This is a genomic window from Streptomyces sp. 147326 (genome assembly GCF_045000215.1).
In the GTDB taxonomy this organism is placed as follows: Bacteria; Actinomycetota; Actinomycetes; order Streptomycetales; family Streptomycetaceae; genus Streptomyces.
In genome coordinates, this window is sequence record NZ_CP134201.1 from 7,936,293 (window position 1) to 7,955,392 (window position 19,100).

The 19,100-nt window shown below is 71.8% G+C and carries 18 protein-coding genes and 1 pseudogene; 12 read left to right on the forward strand and 7 right to left on the reverse strand.

Going from position 1 to position 19,100, the window contains the following annotated elements; genetic code table 11:
• The first annotated feature begins 100 nt into the window (after window positions 1-100).
• Window positions 101-838, forward strand: a complete 738-nt coding sequence (locus RIU97_RS36495; protein WP_404961759.1) for a class I SAM-dependent methyltransferase — start codon at window positions 101-103, stop codon at window positions 836-838.
• A gap of 52 nt (window positions 839-890) precedes the next feature.
• On the opposite strand, the gene RIU97_RS36500 is transcribed toward RIU97_RS36495, so the two are convergent.
• Complete coding sequence (locus RIU97_RS36500; protein ID WP_404961760.1) at window positions 891-1,799, reverse strand: alpha/beta hydrolase fold domain-containing protein; 909 nt, start codon at window positions 1,797-1,799, stop codon at window positions 891-893.
• Between the two features lie 212 nt (window positions 1,800-2,011).
• On the opposite strand from RIU97_RS36500, the gene tdh reads away from it, so the two are divergent.
• The 3 genes from tdh (at window position 2,012) to RIU97_RS36515 (ending at window position 5,422) form a co-directional block, all read left to right on the forward strand.
• Window positions 2,012-3,040, forward strand: a complete 1,029-nt coding sequence (gene tdh / locus RIU97_RS36505; RefSeq protein WP_404961761.1) for an L-threonine 3-dehydrogenase — start codon at window positions 2,012-2,014, stop codon at window positions 3,038-3,040.
• A 120-nt stretch (window positions 3,041-3,160) separates the two neighbouring features.
• Window positions 3,161-4,369, forward strand: coding sequence for a glycine C-acetyltransferase (locus tag RIU97_RS36510; RefSeq protein WP_404961762.1), 1,209 nt, complete (start codon window positions 3,161-3,163; stop codon window positions 4,367-4,369).
• Between the two features lie 138 nt (window positions 4,370-4,507).
• Complete coding sequence (locus tag RIU97_RS36515) at window positions 4,508-5,422, forward strand: LysR substrate-binding domain-containing protein (protein ID WP_327418036.1); 915 nt, start codon at window positions 4,508-4,510, stop codon at window positions 5,420-5,422.
• A gap of 89 nt (window positions 5,423-5,511) precedes the next feature.
• Here RIU97_RS36515 and RIU97_RS36520 read toward each other — a convergent pair whose 3' ends face one another.
• The gene (locus RIU97_RS36520) at window positions 5,512-6,288 is read right to left on the reverse strand and encodes an MBL fold metallo-hydrolase (RefSeq protein ID WP_404961763.1); all 777 of its coding nucleotides are present in this window, start codon (window positions 6,286-6,288) and stop codon (window positions 5,512-5,514) included.
• A gap of 121 nt (window positions 6,289-6,409) precedes the next feature.
• Window positions 6,410-7,189, reverse strand: a complete 780-nt coding sequence (locus RIU97_RS36525) for a DeoR/GlpR family DNA-binding transcription regulator (RefSeq protein ID WP_404961764.1) — start codon at window positions 7,187-7,189, stop codon at window positions 6,410-6,412.
• 190 nt (window positions 7,190-7,379) lie between these two features.
• Between RIU97_RS36525 and RIU97_RS36530 the strand changes: the two genes are divergently transcribed.
• The 4 genes from RIU97_RS36530 to RIU97_RS36545 all read left to right on the forward strand — a co-directional run bounded on the left by RIU97_RS36530 (window position 7,380) and on the right by RIU97_RS36545 (window position 10,469).
• Window positions 7,380-8,282, forward strand: coding sequence for an SIS domain-containing protein (locus RIU97_RS36530; protein ID WP_404961765.1), 903 nt, complete (start codon window positions 7,380-7,382; stop codon window positions 8,280-8,282).
• Window positions 8,279-9,115 (forward strand): class II fructose-bisphosphate aldolase, encoded by an 837-nt coding sequence (locus RIU97_RS36535; RefSeq protein ID WP_404961766.1) that lies wholly within the window; start codon window positions 8,279-8,281, stop codon window positions 9,113-9,115. The genes RIU97_RS36530 and RIU97_RS36535 overlap by 4 nt, the downstream gene beginning before the upstream one ends.
• A gap of 24 nt (window positions 9,116-9,139) precedes the next feature.
• Entirely contained in the window at window positions 9,140-9,667 is a 528-nt protein-coding gene (locus RIU97_RS36540; RefSeq protein ID WP_404961767.1) for a hypothetical protein, read from the forward strand.
• 94 nt (window positions 9,668-9,761) lie between these two features.
• Window positions 9,762-10,469, forward strand: a complete 708-nt coding sequence (locus RIU97_RS36545) for a hypothetical protein (protein ID WP_404961768.1) — start codon at window positions 9,762-9,764, stop codon at window positions 10,467-10,469.
• A gap of 12 nt (window positions 10,470-10,481) precedes the next feature.
• Here the strand turns inward: RIU97_RS36545 and RIU97_RS36550 are convergent, their stop codons facing one another.
• Complete coding sequence (locus tag RIU97_RS36550) at window positions 10,482-11,033, reverse strand: DinB family protein (RefSeq protein WP_404961769.1); 552 nt, start codon at window positions 11,031-11,033, stop codon at window positions 10,482-10,484.
• A 152-nt stretch (window positions 11,034-11,185) separates the two neighbouring features.
• On the opposite strand from RIU97_RS36550, the gene RIU97_RS36555 reads away from it, so the two are divergent.
• Window positions 11,186-12,376, forward strand: coding sequence for an acyl-CoA dehydrogenase family protein (locus RIU97_RS36555; RefSeq protein WP_404961770.1), 1,191 nt, complete (start codon window positions 11,186-11,188; stop codon window positions 12,374-12,376).
• A gap of 132 nt (window positions 12,377-12,508) precedes the next feature.
• On the opposite strand, the gene RIU97_RS36560 is transcribed toward RIU97_RS36555, so the two are convergent.
• From RIU97_RS36560 to RIU97_RS36570, 3 genes are all read right to left on the reverse strand, one after another.
• On the reverse strand, window positions 12,509-12,901 hold the full coding sequence (locus tag RIU97_RS36560) for a hypothetical protein (protein ID WP_404961771.1): 393 nt from the start codon (window positions 12,899-12,901) through the stop codon (window positions 12,509-12,511).
• A 263-nt stretch (window positions 12,902-13,164) separates the two neighbouring features.
• Window positions 13,165-13,905 (reverse strand): class I SAM-dependent DNA methyltransferase, encoded by a 741-nt coding sequence (locus tag RIU97_RS36565; RefSeq protein ID WP_404961772.1) that lies wholly within the window; start codon window positions 13,903-13,905, stop codon window positions 13,165-13,167.
• Between the two features lie 269 nt (window positions 13,906-14,174).
• Window positions 14,175-15,152, reverse strand: coding sequence for a teichoic acid biosynthesis protein C (locus tag RIU97_RS36570; protein WP_404961773.1), 978 nt, complete (start codon window positions 15,150-15,152; stop codon window positions 14,175-14,177).
• Between the two features lie 1,501 nt (window positions 15,153-16,653).
• On the opposite strand from RIU97_RS36570, the pseudogene RIU97_RS36575 reads away from it, so the two are divergent.
• From RIU97_RS36575 to RIU97_RS36585, 3 genes and pseudogenes are all read left to right on the forward strand, one after another.
• A pseudogene (locus RIU97_RS36575) lies at window positions 16,654-16,965 on the forward strand (hypothetical protein); the annotation flags it as partial.
• Between the two features lie 63 nt (window positions 16,966-17,028).
• Window positions 17,029-17,832 (forward strand): hypothetical protein, encoded by an 804-nt coding sequence (locus tag RIU97_RS36580; protein ID WP_404963126.1) that lies wholly within the window; start codon window positions 17,029-17,031, stop codon window positions 17,830-17,832.
• Between the two features lie 152 nt (window positions 17,833-17,984).
• Entirely contained in the window at window positions 17,985-18,371 is a 387-nt protein-coding gene (locus RIU97_RS36585) for a YciI family protein (RefSeq protein WP_404961774.1), read from the forward strand.
• Window positions 18,372-19,100 lie beyond the last annotated feature (729 nt).

The window sequence follows — 19,100 nt, forward strand, 5'->3', positions numbered from 1 at the left end:
CCGTCCGGGGGACGTACGGGTGTACGGGCTGCCCCCGGTCGCGCCGCGGGGCACGATACGCACGCGTCCCACCCCCCGGCAGGCCCCCGGAAGGCAGAGCATGCGGTTCCAGTACGACACCATCGGCGAGCGTTACGCGGAGTCCAAGACCACGGCGGCCTTCTCGGCGGCCGACACCTACACGCTGCACGGAGCCCTCGACGCGCTCGGCGGGGTGCGCGGGCTCGACGCCCTCGACCTGGCCTGCGGATACGGCTACAACACCCGGCTGCTGGCCCGCGGCGGGGCCCGCCGGACCGTCGGCGTGGACGTCTCGGAGGAGATGATCCGGCTGGCCCGCGAGCACGAGGCCACGAAGGACCGGCCGGACGTCGAGTACCACGTCGCCGACGCCGCAGGCCTTCCCCGCCTCGGCCCCTTCGACCTCGCCACCGCCGCGTACGTCTTCAGCTACGCGCCCGACCGCAGGTCCCTGCACGCGATGTTCCGGTCCGTCCGCGCCAACCTGCGCGCCGGCGGGCGGCTGCTGGCCATCGTGCCCAACGCGGGGGCGTTCCCTCGCGTGGACTGGTCGCCGTACGGGGTCCGCATCCTCGACCGGATTCCGGACGGCGACGCACCTCTGCTGAAGGCGCACTTCCTGACCGAGCCGCCGGTGCCCTTCGAGTTCCGCGAGTGGGCCCACGCCGACCTCGCCGAAGCGGCCGTCGAAGCGGGCTTCGCCACCGTCGGCTGGCAGCCGAACCGGACCCCGCCCGCCGACGCCGTACGCGACGAGGCGTACTGGACGGGATACCGGGCGTGGCCGATCAGCTCCCTGATGACCTGCACGGCGTAGCGCGCCCTTGTTCCCCGGTCACGGGTGGGCAGGCCACGGCTCCGCCGTCGGGTCACAGCTCCGCCGTCGCCCTGATCAGCTCGACGATCCGGTCGCGCGCCGCCCGCCCCTCCGGCACCGGCAGCAGCGGGTACGCGTGCGGCAGCCCCGCCGCCTCGTGGAACTCCACCTCGACCCCGTCCGCGCGGGCCCGGCGCAGCAGCTCCCTGCTGTCCGTGATCAGCACGTCCCGGGTCCCGGTGAACACCGTCAGCGGCGCCAGCCCCGCGAAACTCCCGTGCAGCGGGCTCACCCGGGGATCGTCGGCGGCCAGGGTCCCCGCGTACAGCCGGCCGGCCTCCCGCAGCCCCGGACGGGCCAGCATCGGATCGGCCGCCTCGATGGCCGCCTGGTCCGGATGGCTCATGGTCACGTCCAGCCAGGGCGAGATCAGCACGATCCTGGAGGGCTGCGCCCCGGTGCGGTCGCGCAGCCGCTGCGCCGCTGCCAGCGCCAGCCCGGCCCCCGCCGAGTCCCCGATGAGCACCGTCCCGCCGCCACCGCCGCCCGCGATCAGGCCGCTCAGCAGATCCGCGGCGACCGGGACGTTCCGGTCGGCGGTACCGCGCGGAGCGAGGATGTACGCCGGTACGACGACCCGTGCCCGCGCCTGCGTGACCAGGGTCCGGATCAGCGCCCAGTGCGGGCGGACCAGTTCGTTGATGTACCCGCCTCCGTGCACGTACAGCACCTGCGCCGCGGGCTCCCTCCCGAGCGGGGAGACGTCGTACACGGGCCAGGCTCCGACGAAGGTCCGCGAGATGTCCGCGACCCGGCCCAGCGAACGCGGCGGCAGATGGGAGGCGGGCCGGCGGGCGGACTCCGCCACCCGGGTCCGTACCGCCTCGGCGCTCGCGAACCGTCTTCGCCGTCCCGCCGCGATCAGCGCCGCCGACAGCGCCCTGCTGCGCAGACTCGGCACGCCCCTCACCTCCCCTTTTCCCCGTGCCCTCCACCGGCGCGGGCCCCTGCCCCGTCAAGGGAGGAGCATAGGCGTGAAGCTGCGCTGTCGACCCGCTTAAGAAAGTCTCGATGGACTGATCACCGCGCCGATCGGCAGATTGGTGCCCGTCACCGACGCCGTCCGGGCCCGCACGCCCGCGGCGCCCCCTTCCGCATGCCTGGAGCCACCCCATGAAGGCACTCGTCAAGCACAAGGCCGAGCCCGGGCTGTGGCTCATGGACGTCCCCGAGCCCGAGTACGGCCCCGGCGATGTGCTGATCAAGGTGCTGCGCACCGGCATCTGCGGAACCGACCTCCACATCCGGGCCTGGGACGGCTGGGCGCAGGGCGCGGTCAAGACCCCGCTCGTCCTCGGCCACGAGTTCGTCGGCGAGGTCGCGGCGCTCGGCGCGGACGTCCGCGACATCGAGATCGGCGCGCTGGTCAGCGGCGAGGGCCACCTGGTGTGCGGCAAGTGCCGCAACTGCCTGGCCGGCCGTCGTCACCTGTGCCGCAGCACGATCGGGCTCGGCGTCGGCCGGGACGGCGCCTTCGCCGAGTACGTGGTCCTGCCCGCGCAGAACGTCTGGGTGCACCGCACCACCGTGAACCTGGACGTCGCCGCGATCTTCGACCCCTTCGGCAACGCCGTGCACACGGCCCTGTCCTTCCCGCTGGTCGGCGAGGACGTGCTGATCACCGGCGCCGGCCCGATCGGGATCATGGCGGCGGCCGTGGCCAAGCACGCCGGCGCCCGCAGCGTCGTCATCACCGACGTCAGCCCCGAGCGGCTGGAGATCGCCCGCAAGGCGGGCGCCACGCTCGCGGTGAACGTCGCCGAGTCCTCGATCGCCGAGGCGCAGACGCAGCTCGGCCTGCGCGAGGGCTTCGACGTCGGCCTGGAGATGTCCGGCCGCGCCGAGGCCATGCGCGACATGATCGACAACATGACGCACGGCGGCAAGATCGCCATGCTGGGCCTGCCCGCGCAGGAGTTCCCGGTGGACTGGGCGAAGGTCGTCACCTCGATGATCACCATCAAGGGCATCTACGGCCGCGAGATGTTCGAGACCTGGTACGCGATGACCGTGCTGCTGGAGGGCGGGCTCGACCTCAGCCCCGTGATCACCGGCCGCTACTCGCACCGCGACTTCGAGGCCGCCTTCGACGAGGCGTCGACCGCCCGCAGCGGCAAGATCATCCTGGACTGGACGGCGTAAGCGCCGGACCGGACCCGCTGAACCATCTCCCTCCGGCCGGGCCCCGCACGCCCTCCCCCCTCCGCGGGGCCCGGCCCCCCTCCTCTTCGTCCGACTCCGCCGCACAAGGAGAACGCACCCATGTTCGAGTCCGTCCGCGAGGACCTGCGCACCACCCTCGACGAGATCCGCGCCGCCGGCCTGCACAAGCCCGAGCGCGTCATCGGCACCCCGCAGAGCGCGGCCGTCGCCGTCACCGCGGGCGGCACGGCGGGAGAGGTCCTCAACTTCTGCGCCAACAACTACCTGGGGCTGGCCGACCACCCCGAGGTCGTCGCCGCCGCGAAGGACGCACTGGACCGCTGGGGCTACGGCATGGCCTCCGTCCGCTTCATCTGCGGCACCCAGGAGGTGCACAAGGAGCTGGAGGCGCGGCTGTCGGCCTTCCTCGGCCAGGAGGACACGATCCTCTACTCCTCCTGCTTCGACGCCAACGGCGGAGTCTTCGAGACCCTCCTCGGCGCCGAGGACGCGGTCATCTCCGACGCCCTCAACCACGCCTCGATCATCGACGGCATCCGGCTGAGCAAGGCCAAGCGCTTCCGCTACGCCAACCGCGACATGGCCGAGCTCGAAGCCCGCCTGAAGGAAGCCACCGAGGGCGGCGCCCGGCGCAAGCTGATCGTCACCGACGGCGTCTTCTCCATGGACGGCTACGTCGCCCCGCTCGCCGAGATCTGCGACCTCGCGGAGCGCTACGACGCCATGGTCATGGTCGACGACTCGCACGCCGTCGGCTTCGTCGGCCCCGGCGGCCGCGGCACCCCGGAACTGCACGGGGTCATGGACCGCGTCGACATCATCACCGGCACCCTCGGCAAGGCCCTCGGCGGCGCCTCCGGCGGTTACGTCGCGGCGCGCGCCGAGATCGTGGAGCTGCTGCGCCAGCGCTCGCGCCCGTACCTCTTCTCCAACTCCCTCGCCCCGGTCATCGCCGCGGCCTCCCTCAAGGTCCTCGACCTGCTGGAGTCGGCCGGCGACCTGCGCGGGCAGCTCGCCGCCAACACCGCGCTCTTCCGCACGAAGATGACCGAGGCGGGCTTCGAGATCCTCCCCGGCGACCACGCCATCGCCCCCGTGATGATCGGCGACGCGGCGGAGGCGGCCCGGATGGCGGAGCTGCTCCTGGAGCGCGGGGTCTACGTGATCGGCTTCTCCTACCCGGTGGTGCCGATGGGCGCGGCGCGCATCCGTGTGCAGCTCTCGGCGGCCCACTCGACGGCCGACGTGGAGCGCGCGGTGGCCGCCTTCATCGACGCCCGTGCGGCGCTGGCGGCCGAGAAGGCCTGACCGACTGGCCTGGGCCCGAGTCTTTGAGTGGCTTGAGTGGCCTGAGGGGGCGGAGCGGTCCGAGCGGCAAGGGCGGTGGGGGCGGCGAGAGCGGCCTCAGCGGCCGGAGGGACCCGCGTGGCCTGCGACAATGGAGGGGTGATCGACCCCCGCCGGCTGCGCATCCTGCGGGCCGTGGCGGACCACCGTACGGTGACCGCCGCGGCCGCAGCCCTGTACCTCACCCCCTCGGCCGTCTCCCAGCAGCTCGCGGCGCTGGAACAGGAGACGGGCCACGCGCTGCTCACCCGCAGCGGTCGGGGCGTACGGCTCACCGCGGCCGGTGAGATCCTCCTCGGCCACGCCCACGAGGTGCTGGCGCAGTTGGAGCGTGCGGAGGCCGAACTCGCCGCGTACGCGGGCGGCTCGGCGGGCGAGGTCACCGTGGCCGCCTTCGCGACGGGGATCGCGGAGGTCCTGGCCCCGGCGATCGCCCGGCTCGCACTGGAGCAGCCGGGCATCCGGCTGCGGGTCCGGGACGCGGAGGGCGACCAGAGCCTGCCGCTGCTCCTGGACGGCGAGGCGGACGTGGCCCTCGCGGTCGAGTACCGGGGCGGGCCCGGAGCGGACGACGCCCGGCTGTCGGTCCTCCCGCTGTACGCGGAGCCCTTCGACGCGGTGCTGCCCTCGGGGCACCCGCTGGCCGACGCGCCCGCCGTGTCGCTGGCCGACCTGTCCGACTCGGACTGGGTGGGTCAGTACCCCGGCAACCCGTGCCACGACGTGACGCTGCTCGCCTGCGAACTGGCGGGCTTCCAGCCCCGGTTCGTCCACTCCTCCGACGACTTCCGCGCCGTGACGGCGCTGGTCGGCGCCGGGGCCGGGGTGGCCCTCGTACCGCGCTCGGCGCTGCGGGGCATGGACCTCAAGGAGGTCCAGGTCCGCCCGGTCACCGGCCCGGCCGCAACCCGCCGTGTCTTCGCCGCCACCCGCCGGGGAGGCGAGACCCATCCGCTGATCGCCCCCGTGCTGGCCGCCCTGGTCCGGGAGTCGGAGCGCCTCCCGGCGCACTGAGCGAGGTACGCCGTACGCCGGATGCAGGCGACTCAGGCGACTCAGGCGGGTCAGGCGGCTCAGGCCGGTTCAGGCCGGTTCAGGCCGGTTCAGGCCAGCGTGAAGACGGTCCCCGGCGCCGCGTGGTCGACCGGCCCGGCGTAGTGCGCCGAGGCGCGGGACACCGCCTCGTCCGGGGTGAGGCCGCGGCCGACGTGCGTGACGACCAGTCGGCCGGCGCGTGCGGCGGCCGCCGTCGTACCGGCCTCCTCGGGCGTGTGGTGGAGGTGTTCGCCCTCGTCGGGCGACGGCCGGCGGGCGCTCTCCGCCTCGCACAGCAGCAGGTCGCACCCCTCGGCGAGGGCCGTCAGAGCGGTGCACGGCGCGGTGTCCCCGGAGTAGACCAGCGAGCGGCCGGCGGCCTCGACGCGGACCGCGAAGGCGGGCATCCCGTGCGCGACGGCGCTGCTCGTGAGGGTGAGCGCCCCGATCCGCGTGCGGTGTCCGTCGTGCAGTTCGTGGACGGCGAAGGCGGATTCCACGGGGCTGCGCGCCGCGCCGTTGGTGAGGAAGCCGGCCAGCCGGTCCGCGATGCCCGGCGGGCCGAACAGCGGCAGCGGCGCAGCCCGTTCGACGTCGGCGAAGAGCAGGCCGTAGTACGCGGTGAGGAGGTCCGCGCTGTGGTCGGCGTGCAGGTGCGAGATCCAGACCGCGTCCAGCTCGCCCAGCCCGACGTACCGCTGGAGCGGTCCGAGCGTTCCCGTGCCGGCGTCCATCCAGACGCGCGTACCGCCGCCGGACACCAGATAGCCGGAACAGGGGTTGTCCGGGCCCGGATACGGAGTGGCGCTGCCGAGGACGGTGAGGCTCAGGGGATGGCTGTTCATCCGGGGAGTCTAGGGAGGCGGCGGGCCGGACGGTGATCCACCCGGGCGGGCGGTGATCCAGCCGGACCCGACGGAGATCCGCCCGGGCCTGACGGCCGCGCCGGACGCTCGTGGCCGCGGCTCACACCCGTAGCACCTGCACGCCCGCCGTCTCGAACTCCCGGGCCACCCCCGCCGCCAGGCCGGTGTCCGTCACCAGCACGTCCACCGAGGAGGTGGCACAGATCCGGGCGAAGGCGCGCACGCCCAGCTTGCTGGAGTCGGCCGCGACGACCACCCGGCGGGCCCGCTCGCACAGCAGGCGGTTGACCGAGGCCTCGTCCTCGTGCCGGGTCGCGGCGCCGTCCGCCGGGTCGAAGCCGTCCACGCCGAGCACCGCGGTGTCCACGGCGAGTTGGCCCAGCACCTGCTCGGCGAGGGGCCCCGTGAGCTCGTACGACTGGGGGCGGGCGACGCCCCCCGTCAGCACGATCTTGAACTGCGGCCGGATCACGAGCTCGCCCGCGATGTTGAGGGCGTTCGTCACCACGGTGAGCGCCGGCGAGCCCTGGGCCAGGTCCGGGCGGGCGGCCAGGGCCCGCGCCACCTCGGTGGTCGTGGTGCCGCCCGTCAGGCCGATCACCTCGCCCGGGGCGACCAGGGCCGCCACCGCCTCGCTGATCCGGCGCTTCTCGGCGGCGCGGCGCGAGGTCCGGTAGCGCAGCGGGAGTTCGTACGAGACCCCGTGCAGGACCGCCCCGCCGCGGGTGCGGACCAGCAGCTGCTGTTCGGCGAGCTGGTCGAGGTCGCGGCGAATGGTCGCGGCCGACACGCCGAGGGCCTCCGCCGCCGGTTCCACCTCCAGCTCACCCCGCTCCACGAGCAGGTCCAGCAGTGTCTGCCAGCGCTCCTTGCGCGTCATCGTCCGCCCCCTTCGGTGTTCTGCGACATTCGTTCCACGGTGCTCGCCGGTGAGTTCCCTCGGCCTCGTCCGGCCCACCCGGCGACACTAACTCAGTCGATCACCCCGTGGATGCTTGAAGTTGCGTGAAACTGCCCGATACCTTGCAGGAACACGCATTCAGACCCGCCTGTCGCACGAGGGAGCCTGTATGAGTCACGTCGCGTACGAGTTGGGCACGCAGCCCGCATGCTGGGAACGGGCCGCCGAACTGGCCCCGGCCCAGCGGACGGTGCTGCCGCAGCCGGGGGAGCGTACCGCGATCGTCGGGTGCGGGACCTCGTACTTCATGGCCCAGGCGGCCGCCGTGCTGCGCGAGGAGGCCGGACAGGGCGAGACCGACGCCTTCCCCGCCTCGGAGTTCCCCCGCCACCGCCGCTACGACCGGGTCGTCGCCCTGACCCGGTCCGGGACCACCACCGAGGTACTGGACCTGCTGGGGGCGCTCCGCGACGCCGGCGTGCCCACGACCGCGGTCATCGGAGATCCCGCCACCCCGGTGATGACCCTCGCGGATGAGCTCGTCGTCCTCGACTTCGCCGACGAACAGTCCGTCGTGCAGACCCGCTTCGCGACCACCGCCCTCACCCTGCTGCGCGCCCACGCCGGGCTGCACACCCCTGCCGTGGTCGCCGACGCCCGTACCGCCCTCACCGAGCCGCTGCCCGCCGAGCTGGCGAGCCGGGGGCAGTTCACCTTCCTCGGCCGCGGCTGGAGCGTCGGGCTGGCGAACGAAGCCGCGCTGAAGATGCGGGAGGCCTCGCTGTCCTGGGCGGAGTCCTACCCGGCGATGGAGTACCGGCACGGGCCGATCAGCGTCTCGGGACCCGGCACCGCCACCTGGTCGCTCGACGAGGCCCCCGACGGGCTCGCCGCGCAGGTACGGGCCACCGGCGCCCAGTGGGTGGCCGGACGGCTCGACCCGCTCGCCGAGCTGGTCCGCGTGCACCGCCTCGCCCTCGCCGTCGCCGCCCACCAGCAGCTGGATCCGGACGCGCCGCGCCATCTCACCCGCTCGGTGATCCTCACCACCGGCGAGGAGGCGGTCCGATGAGCCTCGTACCCGCGGGCCCCCTCGTTCTGGAGGCGGCCCGCGCGGGCCGCGCCGTCGCCGCCTTCAACATCATCACCCTGGAACACGCCGAAGCCGTCGTGGCCGGGGCCGAGGCCACCGGGCTGCCGGTCATCCTGCAACTGAGCGAGAACGCCGTGAAGTTCCGCGGCGGGCGGCTGCTGCCCATCTCCCGCGCGGCCGTCGCCTGTGCGGAGGCGGCCGGGGTCCCCGTCGGCCTGCACCTGGACCACGTCAAGAGCGCGGAACTGCTCCGGCAGGCCTGCGACGCCGGGTACAGCTCGGTGATGTACGACGCCGCGCACCTCCCGTACGGGGAGAACGTGGAGGCGACGGGCTCCGCCGCAGACTGGGCGCACGCCAACGGGCTGTGGATCGAGGCCGAGCTGGGCGAGGTCGGCGGCAAGAACGGCGCCGCCCCGCTGGATCCGCACGCGCCCGGCGCCCGTACCGACCCCGACGAGGCACGGCGGTTCGTCGCCGACTCCGGGGTCGACGCGCTGGCCGTCGCCATCGGCAGCAGCCACGCGATGACCAGCCGGACCGCGGCCCTGGACCACGTGCTGCTGGCCCGGCTCGCCAAGACGGTGGACGTGCCGCTCGTCCTGCACGGATCCTCCGGGCTGCCGGACGCCGAGCTCGCGGCGGCCGTCGCCGGCGGCATCCGCAAGGTCAACATCGGCACCGCGCTGAACGTGGCCATGACCGAGGCCATCCGCACCCATCTCACCCCGGCGGACCCCCGGCCGTACCTGACGGCCGCCCGTACGGCGATGACGGCGACGGCGACGGCTATGATCAGCGCCCTGAACTGACGGGCAACGGGGGCGGGGGCGGCCGTGGAAGCGCAGCCGGGACGTACGAATCGGCGCAGGTTCCTGCTGATCGCCGGCCTCCCGCTGCTGGCCGCGGGCGGCCTCACGGCGTACGCCGCGTGGCCGCAGCCGGACCCGTCCCGGGTCCGGGTCCGCACCGACCTCAAGCCGCTGGAGTCCCGCTTCGGGACGTACGTGGGCGAACTGGCCGAGGCGCACTGGCTGGGCTACGACATCGACGAGAGCCCCGGGGACCGGACCATCCCGAGCCCGGACTCCCGGATCCGCCTGGTCGGTGTCGCCCGCCTCGCGGCCGGCGGCGCGGCCGCGATCGTGCGCAACGCCGAGTACGCCTTCGCGCCCGCCGTACCCGCGTCCGCACTGCCCGCCCCGCTGGAGAAGTACCTGCCCGCCGGCGCCGTCTGGCAGCACAGCCCGCAGTTCGACGCGTACGTGAACCGCCCGCAGTCGGACGCCCTCCCCTCGGGCGAGTACCACATCGACGAGGCCCGGGATCTCGTCCGCTTCGACCTCGTCTACCTCTACACCTGACGGCCGGCGGCGGACGTCCCACTGAGTGGGAGCACGTCGGCGGGGCTGTTGAAGGTGCGCCGCGCACCGTGTTCCGTCGTACGGCAGACGTGCCGTGCCGTTGCGGCTGTTGCGCGGGGAGACCGTCACGGCCGCCACCGACTGGTTCGCCCTGGAGGAGGCCCGGCTCCAGCTCGGCCCGTACCGGGGACGGGAGTCGGACGTGGCCGTCGCCTCGGCGGTCTCACCCACCGGAGCCGTGCTGGCAGGCCGGCACGGTGCGGGGGTGCTGTCGCCGGCCGCCGCGGACCGGTCCGGGTGGCGGCTGGTCACCCCGGTACACCTCGCCGAGATGCGTGAACAGGCTTTGCAGGAAGCCGAGTTCGGCACGACTGACCTGGTGGCGTACATCGAGACGCTCGGCGGGACCCGGCTGGACGGGTGCGGCACGGCCGCCGGAGCCGTCGAACGGTGGACCGCGGAAGGGCACGCGGTGGTCGACCCGGCCGAGGAAGATCCGGTGGCCCGCTGCACGGAGCTGGCCGGGACGCGTGCGCGGCACATGGTGGTGGTCAACTGCGTGGGCGTCCCCGGCATGCTGAACCGGCTCCTGCACACCGTCCCCCGCGGCGCCGAGATCCTGCAGATCGGTGGGGTGATGACCGAGGACGTGATCCGCCCCGTGGTCGGCGTCTACAAGGACGTGACCATCCGGATGTGCCTCACCTACCCGCCGGCGGAGTTCGGCGCCACGCTGGCGCGGCTCGCCGACGGGCGGATCGACCCGGCCGCGCTGGTCACCGGCGAGGCCGGACCGGGGTGAGGTGCCGGCGGCTCAGATGCCGATGGCTCCGTCGATCCGCTCGCGGAGCAGGTCGGCGTGCCCGTTGTGCCGGGCGTACTCCTCGACCATGTGGATGAGGACCCAGCGCAGGGACACCTTCCCGCGCCACGCGTCCACGGCCTCGACGTCGAGGTCGGGCGCCTCGGCGACGAAGCGTTCGGCGAAGGCCACCTCGTGGCGCCAGGCCTCCCAGGCCGCCTCGACGGCCGCGGGGTCGGCCTCGGCGCCGTCGAAGTCCCCGTCCGGTGCGGTCGCGGAGGAGTACAGCGGCGGCGCGTCCTGCCCGGCCAGGACCTTCCTGAACCAGCGGCGCTCCACGTCGGCGAGGTGCCGGACCAGCCCCAGCAGGGAGAGCGTGGACGGTTCCACGGACCGCCGCGCCAACTCCTCGGCCAGGCCTGTGCACTTCAGTTCCAGGGTCGCGCGGTGGTCTGCCAGGAAGGCGACCAGCATGGGCCGTTCGTCGCCGGTCGCGGGGCCGCTGAAACGGCCGTCCCGCTCGGGCTCGACGAAGAATTCCGCTCTGCTCCGTGGGATCGTCATAGCCGAGAGTATGAACGGCGCCGCGAACCCGCCGGCACACGGGTCCTGGAACGATTGGCACCTGTCCCCGGCCCTTCCGAATTTCTGAAACTGGTTCTACTCTGACCGCCGCCACAGCGAACCGGCTGGACCGCGAGACTCCCGGAGGGGCCGTGCACCTCGAATACACGCCTGAGCAACAGCAGTTGCGCACCGAGCTGCGCGCCTACTTCGCCGAGCTCGTCCCCGACGACGTCTACGCCCGCTACGAGGACCCGGCCGCCCAGAAGCGGTACTACCGAGAGACGATCCGCCGCCTCGGGGCGGACGGCTGGCTCGGGGTCGGGTGGCCGAATGAGTACGGCGGCCGCGGGATGTCCCCGATGGACCAGTTCATCTTCTTCGACGAGGCTGCGCAGGCCGTCGTACCGCTGCCCCTGATGGCCCTCAACACCGTCGGGCCGACCATCATGCAGTTCGGCACCGACGAGCAGAAGGCGTACTTCCTGCCGAAGATCCTCGCGGGGGAGATCGACTTCGCCATCGGCTACAGCGAGCCCGACGCCGGCACCGACCTCGCGGCGCTCAAGTGCAAGGCCGTCCGCGAGGGCGACGAGGAGAACGGCACGTACGTCGTCAACGGCCAGAAGATCTGGACCACCAACGGCGACACCGCCGACTGGGTCTGGCTCGCCGTGCGCACCGACCCGGACGCCCCCGCGCACAAGGGCATCACCATGCTCCTCGTGCCGACCTCGGACCCCGGCTACTCCTGCACCCTGATCAACACCCTCGCCTCGCACGACACCACCGCCAGCTACTACGAGAACATCCGCGTCCCCGCGAGCCGCCGGGTCGGCGCGGAGAACAAGGGCTGGCGCCTGATCACCAACCAGCTCAACCACGAGCGCGTGACCCTGGCCGCGCACGGCACCATGGCCATCCGGGCCCTCCACGACGTCCAGCGCTGGGCCGCCGCGACCAAACTCGCCGACGGCCGCCGCGTCATCGACCTCGGCTGGGTACGCGGCCGCCTCGCACGCACCCACGCCCGGCTCGACGCGATGAAGCTGCTCAACTGGCAGATGGTGAACGCCGTCCAGGCCGGCACCCTCACCCCCCAGGACGCCTCGGCGGTCAAGGTGTACGGCTCCGAAGCCCGCCGGGACGCGTACGCCTGGCTCATGGAGATCGTCGGCGCGGCCGGCTCCCTCAAGGACGGCTCAGCCGGCGCGGTCCTCCACGGCGAACTCGAACGCGGCTACCGCAGCGCCGTCATCTTCACCTTCGGCGGCGGCAACAACGAGATCCAGCGCGAGATCATCTCCTGGATCGGCCTGGGCATGCCCCGGGTTCGCCGCTGAGCACACCAGAGGGGTGGGCAGCGGAACTCGCGGTCCTCTGATCACCCTGACTGCCCGTGCGCCGAGCGTGATCAGCCCGGTGGCGGCCAAGGCGCCGAGACATTCGACGCTGGCTGAGATCGGAAAACTCTGTCACTGGAATCCGCCGTCCTGGGCCGGGGTCCACGTGCCGGTGGGTCCGTCCGTGCGCTGTCCGTCCCGGCGGCGGAGTTCGTCGACGGCGCGGCGGACCGTGCGGCGCACCCGTTCGCCGTCCTCTCGGGGACGCTCACTGCCGGTCAGCGCGGCGGCGTCGGCCCAGGTTGCCACGCCGCTGTGGCCGCGGGCGAGAACGACAGCCCCGTCGGCCGGGTTCAATGCGGCCATGATGGCGGCCAGGCGGCGGTCGCCGGGGACCTGGTCGAGCACCGGGTCGTCGGGCAGGGGCCGGTCGGCGAGCAGGTCTCGCAGCGTCGCGCCGTTGCGGACGGGCGTCTCCAGTGGGAGGACCCTGTACCTGCCGGGGCGCCGCTTCCACAACGGCACCAGCTGGGTGTGGAGCGTCCGGGCCTCCGAGCGCAGGCGGTCCAGCGCGGGCCGGCGAGGCCGGTGCCGTCGCACAGCGGGGCGGCCCAGTTGCCGAGCAGCGCCGAGGAAAGCGCCTCGTTCCAGCGTTCGCTGCGGTTCAGGCCCAACGTGATCTGGCCGAACAGGGCCAGGTCGGGGCTCCCCCCCGGTATGAACCGCCTCCGTGCGGGCGGCGATGGCGCCCGGAGCTGGCTGATCTGTTAGTCGTCCGGTGGCCGACCTCAGGTTGGCTTGCGCCACACGGAGATGTGCTTCGCGGAGTCCTGGGTGAACGGCGCCCCGTCCCAGTCCGCGACGCGACGTTCCAACTCGAGCCCAGCGATCCGTGCCATCAGGTCGAGCTCTGCCGGCCAGGCGTAGCGGTGCCGGGAGTTGTCGCGGCGGTAGCGGCCGTCGTCGCCGTCGCGGGTGAAGTGGTGCGAGACGAGAATCTGCTCGACGAGGTCGAAGGTGTCGAAGCCGAGATGCTGCTCAGAGACGTCGAACGGCACCGCGACCTGGCCGGGCGGCAGGAACCGCAGCGGCGGCACGCCCAGCTCGATGACGAATCGGCCGCCGGGCTCCAGATGACGTGCGGCGTTGCGGAAGCACTCGACCTGCTCTTCCTGCGTGAGCAGGTTCGTGATGGTGTTGTAGACGAGATAGACCAGGGTGAACTCGCCGGGAACGACGGTGGTGGCCATGTCCCCGATGGCTACCGGGAGCGTGTCCTCGTCGATCTTGCGCCGCAGCACCGCCGCCATGTGCTCGGACAGTTCGATGCCCACTACCGGCACGCCGCGTTCCCGGAGCGGGACGCCCACTCGTCCCGTCCCGATGGCGAACTCCAGTGCCCGGCCGTCTCCGGCGAGCTCGGCGAGGAAGGCGAGAGTCGGTCCGAGGGCGGCTGCCGAGGACGTCTCGGTCTCCTCGGCGTCGTAGCGGTCGGCGGTCGCACGGGTCCACAGCTCACTGCTCGTCACGGGCGGCCACTTTGCCGGGTACCGAGGGGCTCTGTCGACGCATTTACTTCCACCGGCTCCGAGCACACGGTTCGGGGCGGGCCGTCAGTCTCGAAGTGATCCAACCACCTTGAAGATCATTTCGTGAGGAGTTGTCAGGGGTGGATGCTGGGCGTCCGCGATCGACCTGGAGCACACCTTCCGGCTGTTCAAGCAGACCCTGGGGAGCGGGGTTTGGGGCCCGGCGCCCGGCGCCCGGCGGCCGATGACCGGCCGCCGGGCGGGCTGGTTCAGACCAGCGCGTTCTTGTAGAAGATGCTGGAGCGCCGGTCGCCCTCCAGGCCGGTGGCGAAGCCGATGAAGAGGCGCGCCTCGCCGGCGTCGGTGCGGTAGATCGCCAGGCCCTCGGGCTCGCGGTGGTGGAGGGTGGAGCCGGCCTTGGTAAGGACGGGGCCCTGCTTCACGGTGCCCGTGTTGATGTCGATGCTGGTGACGTAGGAGTTGCCGTCGCCGGTGGGGGTGCCGTTGCCGGGGTACGCGTCTCCCGTCAGGTAGTACATGTAAGAGCCGTAGAGGGTGTAGCCCTGCGGAGTGCCGGAGATCGCCGGCTGCTTGAAGTCGACCAGCGGCGAGCCGAAGCTGCGCGTTTCGAAGGCGGAGAGGGGGTACACGGCGATGCGCTTGCCGGCGCTGGTGTGGTAGCGCACGATCATGCGCCGGTAGACCGGGTCGACGGAGCAGGTGTACTCCGTGGCCCCTGAGATCGGCCGGTAGGCGGCTGCGGCAGCCGGCGAGTCCAGGGTGGTGTTGGCGGTGTAACGGATGGGGGCGAGCGCGGTGCCGTACCCGCTGGTGTTCGCGTCGCACTCGATCCACAACTCGGTGCCGGAACCGCTCGGCAGTGCGGCGAAGGCGACGCCGTGGCCGAAGCCGTTGAGGTGCATGTACGAGATGTAGTTCCCGTCGAAGTCCATCTTGTTGATGCACAGGTCACCGGCGGACTCGTCGCTTCCACTCCGCTTGGTCGCCACGAACAGGAACTTGTTCACCCAGTCGAAGGCGAAGCTCTGCTGGACCCGCGCACCGTGCGTGTCCTTCGACCGGAACAGGTCGTACGACGGCTCCGTGAGATCGAACCGCTTGGTCGCGGTCACATCAGCCGAAGCGGTCTGCGCGCCGGTGCCAAGCCCGAGTGCGGCCAGCGAGGCGCCGATACCGGTGCGTATGAGGCCGCGGCGGGAGAGGGGGAAGCCAGGGGCACCGTTCATGGGGGGACTCCGTAGACATGGGGGGAGGGGGGAGGGCAGTGCCACGTGATGCTATCCATCGCACGGGAGGTGCGACCTGCCCGGTCTCGATGGGTAGTTGGGTGTCCGGTTACCCGGGGGCCAGGCGTGAAGTGATGTCGTCCGGGGCCACCCGAACCGGGTGCACTGGTACTGCTGTGGCGACCCTCTCGAAGCCCGCGCTCTCCTCGATACCGTGGTTCAGGCCATGCCCAGGAGGGGGTGGTCTTGGGCGCGAGGAGGGCGGGGCGGCGGATGTCGCGGTGAGGGCCGGCTGTGGGGCTTCGGTGTCGGCGGGGGGTCAGGTCTGTCCGGGAGCTCATGGTCAGTACGAGGCGGTTGCGGCCGGAGACTTCGGAGGCGCCCACGATCATCTCCGTGACCTTCAGCCCGGACTCCGTCGCCGTCAGCCGTAGCCGCGCTTGCCGCTCCCTCTCGTCGATGACGACCGTGTACGTGAGCGTGGTCGGTCCGTACGCGATGCTCATCGGCGGGCGCGCTTCGGCGGCCTGCGCGAGGTCGGAGGGGAAGCCGGTGCCGTTCCACTCGCGGACGAGGAAGCAAGCCCCCTCGCCCTACTTGAAGCCGCAGACGGTGATTGGTGTCCTCCTCCTCGTGACCAAGCAGGGTGAGGCTTTTCGCAGGCGGCCGGCGAGACCGGCCCCGTTCCATCTGGGCAGCAGAATGAAGCGACCATGACCCAAGGCGGCAGGGGCCGCCGGGGCCGCGCGAGGCGCCCGGAACCCGGGGTTCACCACGTCTGAGGAACGATCCAGCCGCGACAGAGAGGAACGACAGCACCGCCCCCCGCGCCACGCTCCGGGAGTCCTCCGGCCGCCAGGACCAGCACACGGTTCCCGGATGCCCCGACCCCTCGCGGCCCGCCGGGCACGGATGGCTCGTGGTCCACAGGATGCGCGGCGGCTCCACCTCCTGGTGCTGTGCGTCGAGGCTGAAGCCGATCGACCGGCAGCCGCGCGGCGACGCCCCGCTGTCGGCCGCGTGCACGGACCGCCTCCACCAGGCCGCCGACGCCTGCAGCCGCCCCGACCTCCTTCCGCCCGGCCCCCCAGCCCGATGCCCGGCAGATGCGCAAGCTCGGGGAAGGCCTGGCCGTCGCAGAGGTCAAGGTTGACCCCCTCGCACCCGGGGAGCAGACGCGGCTGAGAGGTGTGGCCAGGCGCGGCCCGAGGTAGCCACGAAGGCGATCGCTGCCAGGGGCGCGGTCAGTTGTCTGACGCTGGCTCCCTCTCTGCGGACGCTTCAGTTCCGTCGGCGGCGCCACCGGCCGAAACAGCATCAAGTCGCGACGTCCTCACGCATCGCGCGGACCCTCCATTCGGGTCATTGCGGTGGTGGGCGCAACTGAGGAACGGAGGAAGAGGGGATCAGTTCTGTGATCCGCGAGCCGCCACGAGAGGAGAACAACGCTATGCAGCGGTCAATTCCGGTGCTCGTCTCATCAGCTGCAGCATCCGTGACAATGCTGTTGACCGCAACGGGGCAGAGCGTCTCGGCGCAGCCCCTGCCGTCGCTCCTCTGGTCACCGGCAACGAGCACAGGCTCCCACGACTTCGAAAACACCGCCCCCGGCCGGAGAACGTCCCAGACCTTCACCCTCACCAACACCGGAGGCGTGGCAACTGCGCCGACAACCGTGACGCTGACGGGTTCGGCCGCCTTTAGTAAGACCGCTGATACCTGCACACGAGCCAGCCTCCTCCCTGGGAGGTCGTGCAGCGTCAGAGTCGACTACACACCGAGCGCCACCAGCGTCGTCGGCGACCGAGCCGTGCTTACCGCCAGGAGTGGAAAGCCTGCCGTACGCAAGACCCTTGCGCTTACCGGATTCGGGCGAGTGAAAGGGCACATCTATTGGAGCAATTTCACGACGGGAACGATCGGTCGCGCTGATGTGAACGGACTGAACGCCACTCAAAATTTGGTCACGGGTGCCTCGAATCCCGCTGGCATGGCAGCCGGTCCTTCCTCGATCTACTGGACCAACAACGGCGCCAACTCGATCGGGCGAGCAGGCCTCAACGGGCGGGATGTCGATCAAAGCTTCATCACGGGGGTCTCGGGCCCGAGGGGCGTGGCGGTTGACGCGCGCTACATCTACTGGACCAGCGGCGGCTCCAACACGATCGGCCGGGCAGGCCTCGAGGGACAAGGCGTCAATCACAGCTTCATTGTCGGGACCGTTGGCCCCTTTGGGGTTGCGGTCGATGCCCACAACATCTATTGGGCCAACGCCGGCTCCAACACGATCGGCCGGGCAGACATCAATGGGCAGGGCGTCGATCAAAGCTTCATTGCGGGGGTCTCGGGCCCGCGGGGCGTGGCGGTTGACGCGCACCACATCTACTGGGCCAACAGCGCCACCAACACGATCGGCCGGGCAGGGCTCGACGGACAAGACATCAACCAGAACTTCATTGTCGGCGCCTCCGGGCCCGCCAACGTTGCGGTCGACGCCCACAACATCTATTGGGCCAACGCCGGCTCCAACACGATCGGCCGGGCAGACATCAATGGGCAGGGCGTCGATCAAAGCTTCATTGCGGGGGCCTCGAGCCCGCGGGGCGTGGCGGTCAACCCAAGCAAGGGCCCCTGCCGGGAGGGCCGACGAGCCGAGTTGACCTGCGATGGAACCCCGTGAGTTCAGTGGACGTCCGTGGACTCGTCCAACGCCACCAACCGCTCCGTTCGCGGATCCGGGTGCGGCGATGAGTTTCGCGCTGTCGGGCGGTCTACCTTTCGTAAGCCTGAAGGATTCACAGCCAGCCCGGGAAGGCGAGGAACATGAAGTACATGATCCAGATGAACGTGCCTGCGGCCCAGTGGGACGCCATCATGTCGTCGTACTCCAAGGACGACATGGAGGCCATGTTCGCCCACATGAACGCCCTCAACGATGACATCAATGCCGCTGGTGAATGGGTCGACGGTCAGGGTCTCGGCGGCCCCTCACTGGCCAAGACGGTGAGAGCCGGAAGCGATGGGCGCCCGCAGGTGACCGACGGACCGGCCCGGGCGGATCAGAACGTCCTGGCCGGGTACTGGGTGGTCGACGTCAAGAGTGAGGACCGGGCCCTGGAGATCGCCGCACGGGCGTCGGCTTGCCCCGGCCCGGGCGGGACGCCCGGCAATGACCCGGTCGAAGTGCACCCGATCTCCGAGGCCCCGCTAGAGGGCTGATCCGGCGCGGTCGATTCGTGGGGGCCGGGAGCGGTCCGCCTGGGCCCGAGGGCGCGGTCACCGCACGTCGGCTCCGACGTGTCGGTGCTGGCGGGAGCTGACGCGGACCAGCCGGATCCCGGCTCAGCCACGACGCGTCGGAGGGGGCCTTGGAGCCGTCCGGGGGACGCGCAGAAGGTGCCGCCCCCGCCCGACAAGCCGTCAGACAGGCTGCGAGACTTTGGAGGTGAGTACCATGCGCCGCCCTCTCGGGCACGGACCGAACCCCCTCGACGACGACCGGGACGTACGTACCGCCCGTGGCCGTACAGCCGCGGAGCGGGCTGCCGAGGAGACGCTTCAGCAGCCCGTCCCGCGTACGGAGCCCGGATCTGTCGTCATCCGGCGCAGCCTTGGGGCCGGTCCTCGTATCTGACGGCTGGGGCATGGGACGCCGGCTCGTCTACGTCCCGGCCGACCGGCGTGTGGTGAGTTCAAGGACCGCTCCTCGACGTGCCGCCGCCGGTATCGCCCGCGGGCCGCGCCGCAGGCGGCGGACCTGCGGCCCGCCCGGGGGGCGGGTGTCGCGGACGCTGGCGAGGCCTCGGTCACGCGAGCAGGCGCACCCCCAGGCGCCGCCGCCGGTGCGTGTCCGGCTGGCGTCGGGTGTACGCCCTCCGCGGTCCCGTGCTCCGGCCCGGTCTTCGCGTCGAGCTCTCATCGGGCCAGCTCACGCGCGAGGCGTGTACG

Coding starts and splice junctions, on each gene's coding strand:
- RIU97_RS36530 (WP_404961765.1), top strand. CDS start 7,380: ATGAGTCACGTCGCGTACGAGTTGGGCACGCAGCCCGCATGCTGGGAA.
- RIU97_RS36510 (WP_404961762.1), top strand. CDS start 3,161: ATGTTCGAGTCCGTCCGCGAGGACCTGCGCACCACCCTCGACGAGATC.
- RIU97_RS36535 (WP_404961766.1), top strand. CDS start 8,279: ATGAGCCTCGTACCCGCGGGCCCCCTCGTTCTGGAGGCGGCCCGCGCG.
- RIU97_RS36495 (WP_404961759.1), top strand. CDS start 101: ATGCGGTTCCAGTACGACACCATCGGCGAGCGTTACGCGGAGTCCAAG.
- tdh (WP_404961761.1), top strand. CDS start 2,012: ATGAAGGCACTCGTCAAGCACAAGGCCGAGCCCGGGCTGTGGCTCATG.
- RIU97_RS36550 (WP_404961769.1), bottom strand. CDS start 11,033: ATGACGATCCCACGGAGCAGAGCGGAATTCTTCGTCGAGCCCGAGCGG.
- RIU97_RS36525 (WP_404961764.1), bottom strand. CDS start 7,189: ATGACGCGCAAGGAGCGCTGGCAGACACTGCTGGACCTGCTCGTGGAG.
- RIU97_RS36570 (WP_404961773.1), bottom strand. CDS start 15,152: ATGAACGGTGCCCCTGGCTTCCCCCTCTCCCGCCGCGGCCTCATACGC.
- RIU97_RS36520 (WP_404961763.1), bottom strand. CDS start 6,288: ATGAACAGCCATCCCCTGAGCCTCACCGTCCTCGGCAGCGCCACTCCG.
- RIU97_RS36585 (WP_404961774.1), top strand. CDS start 17,985: ATGATCCAGATGAACGTGCCTGCGGCCCAGTGGGACGCCATCATGTCG.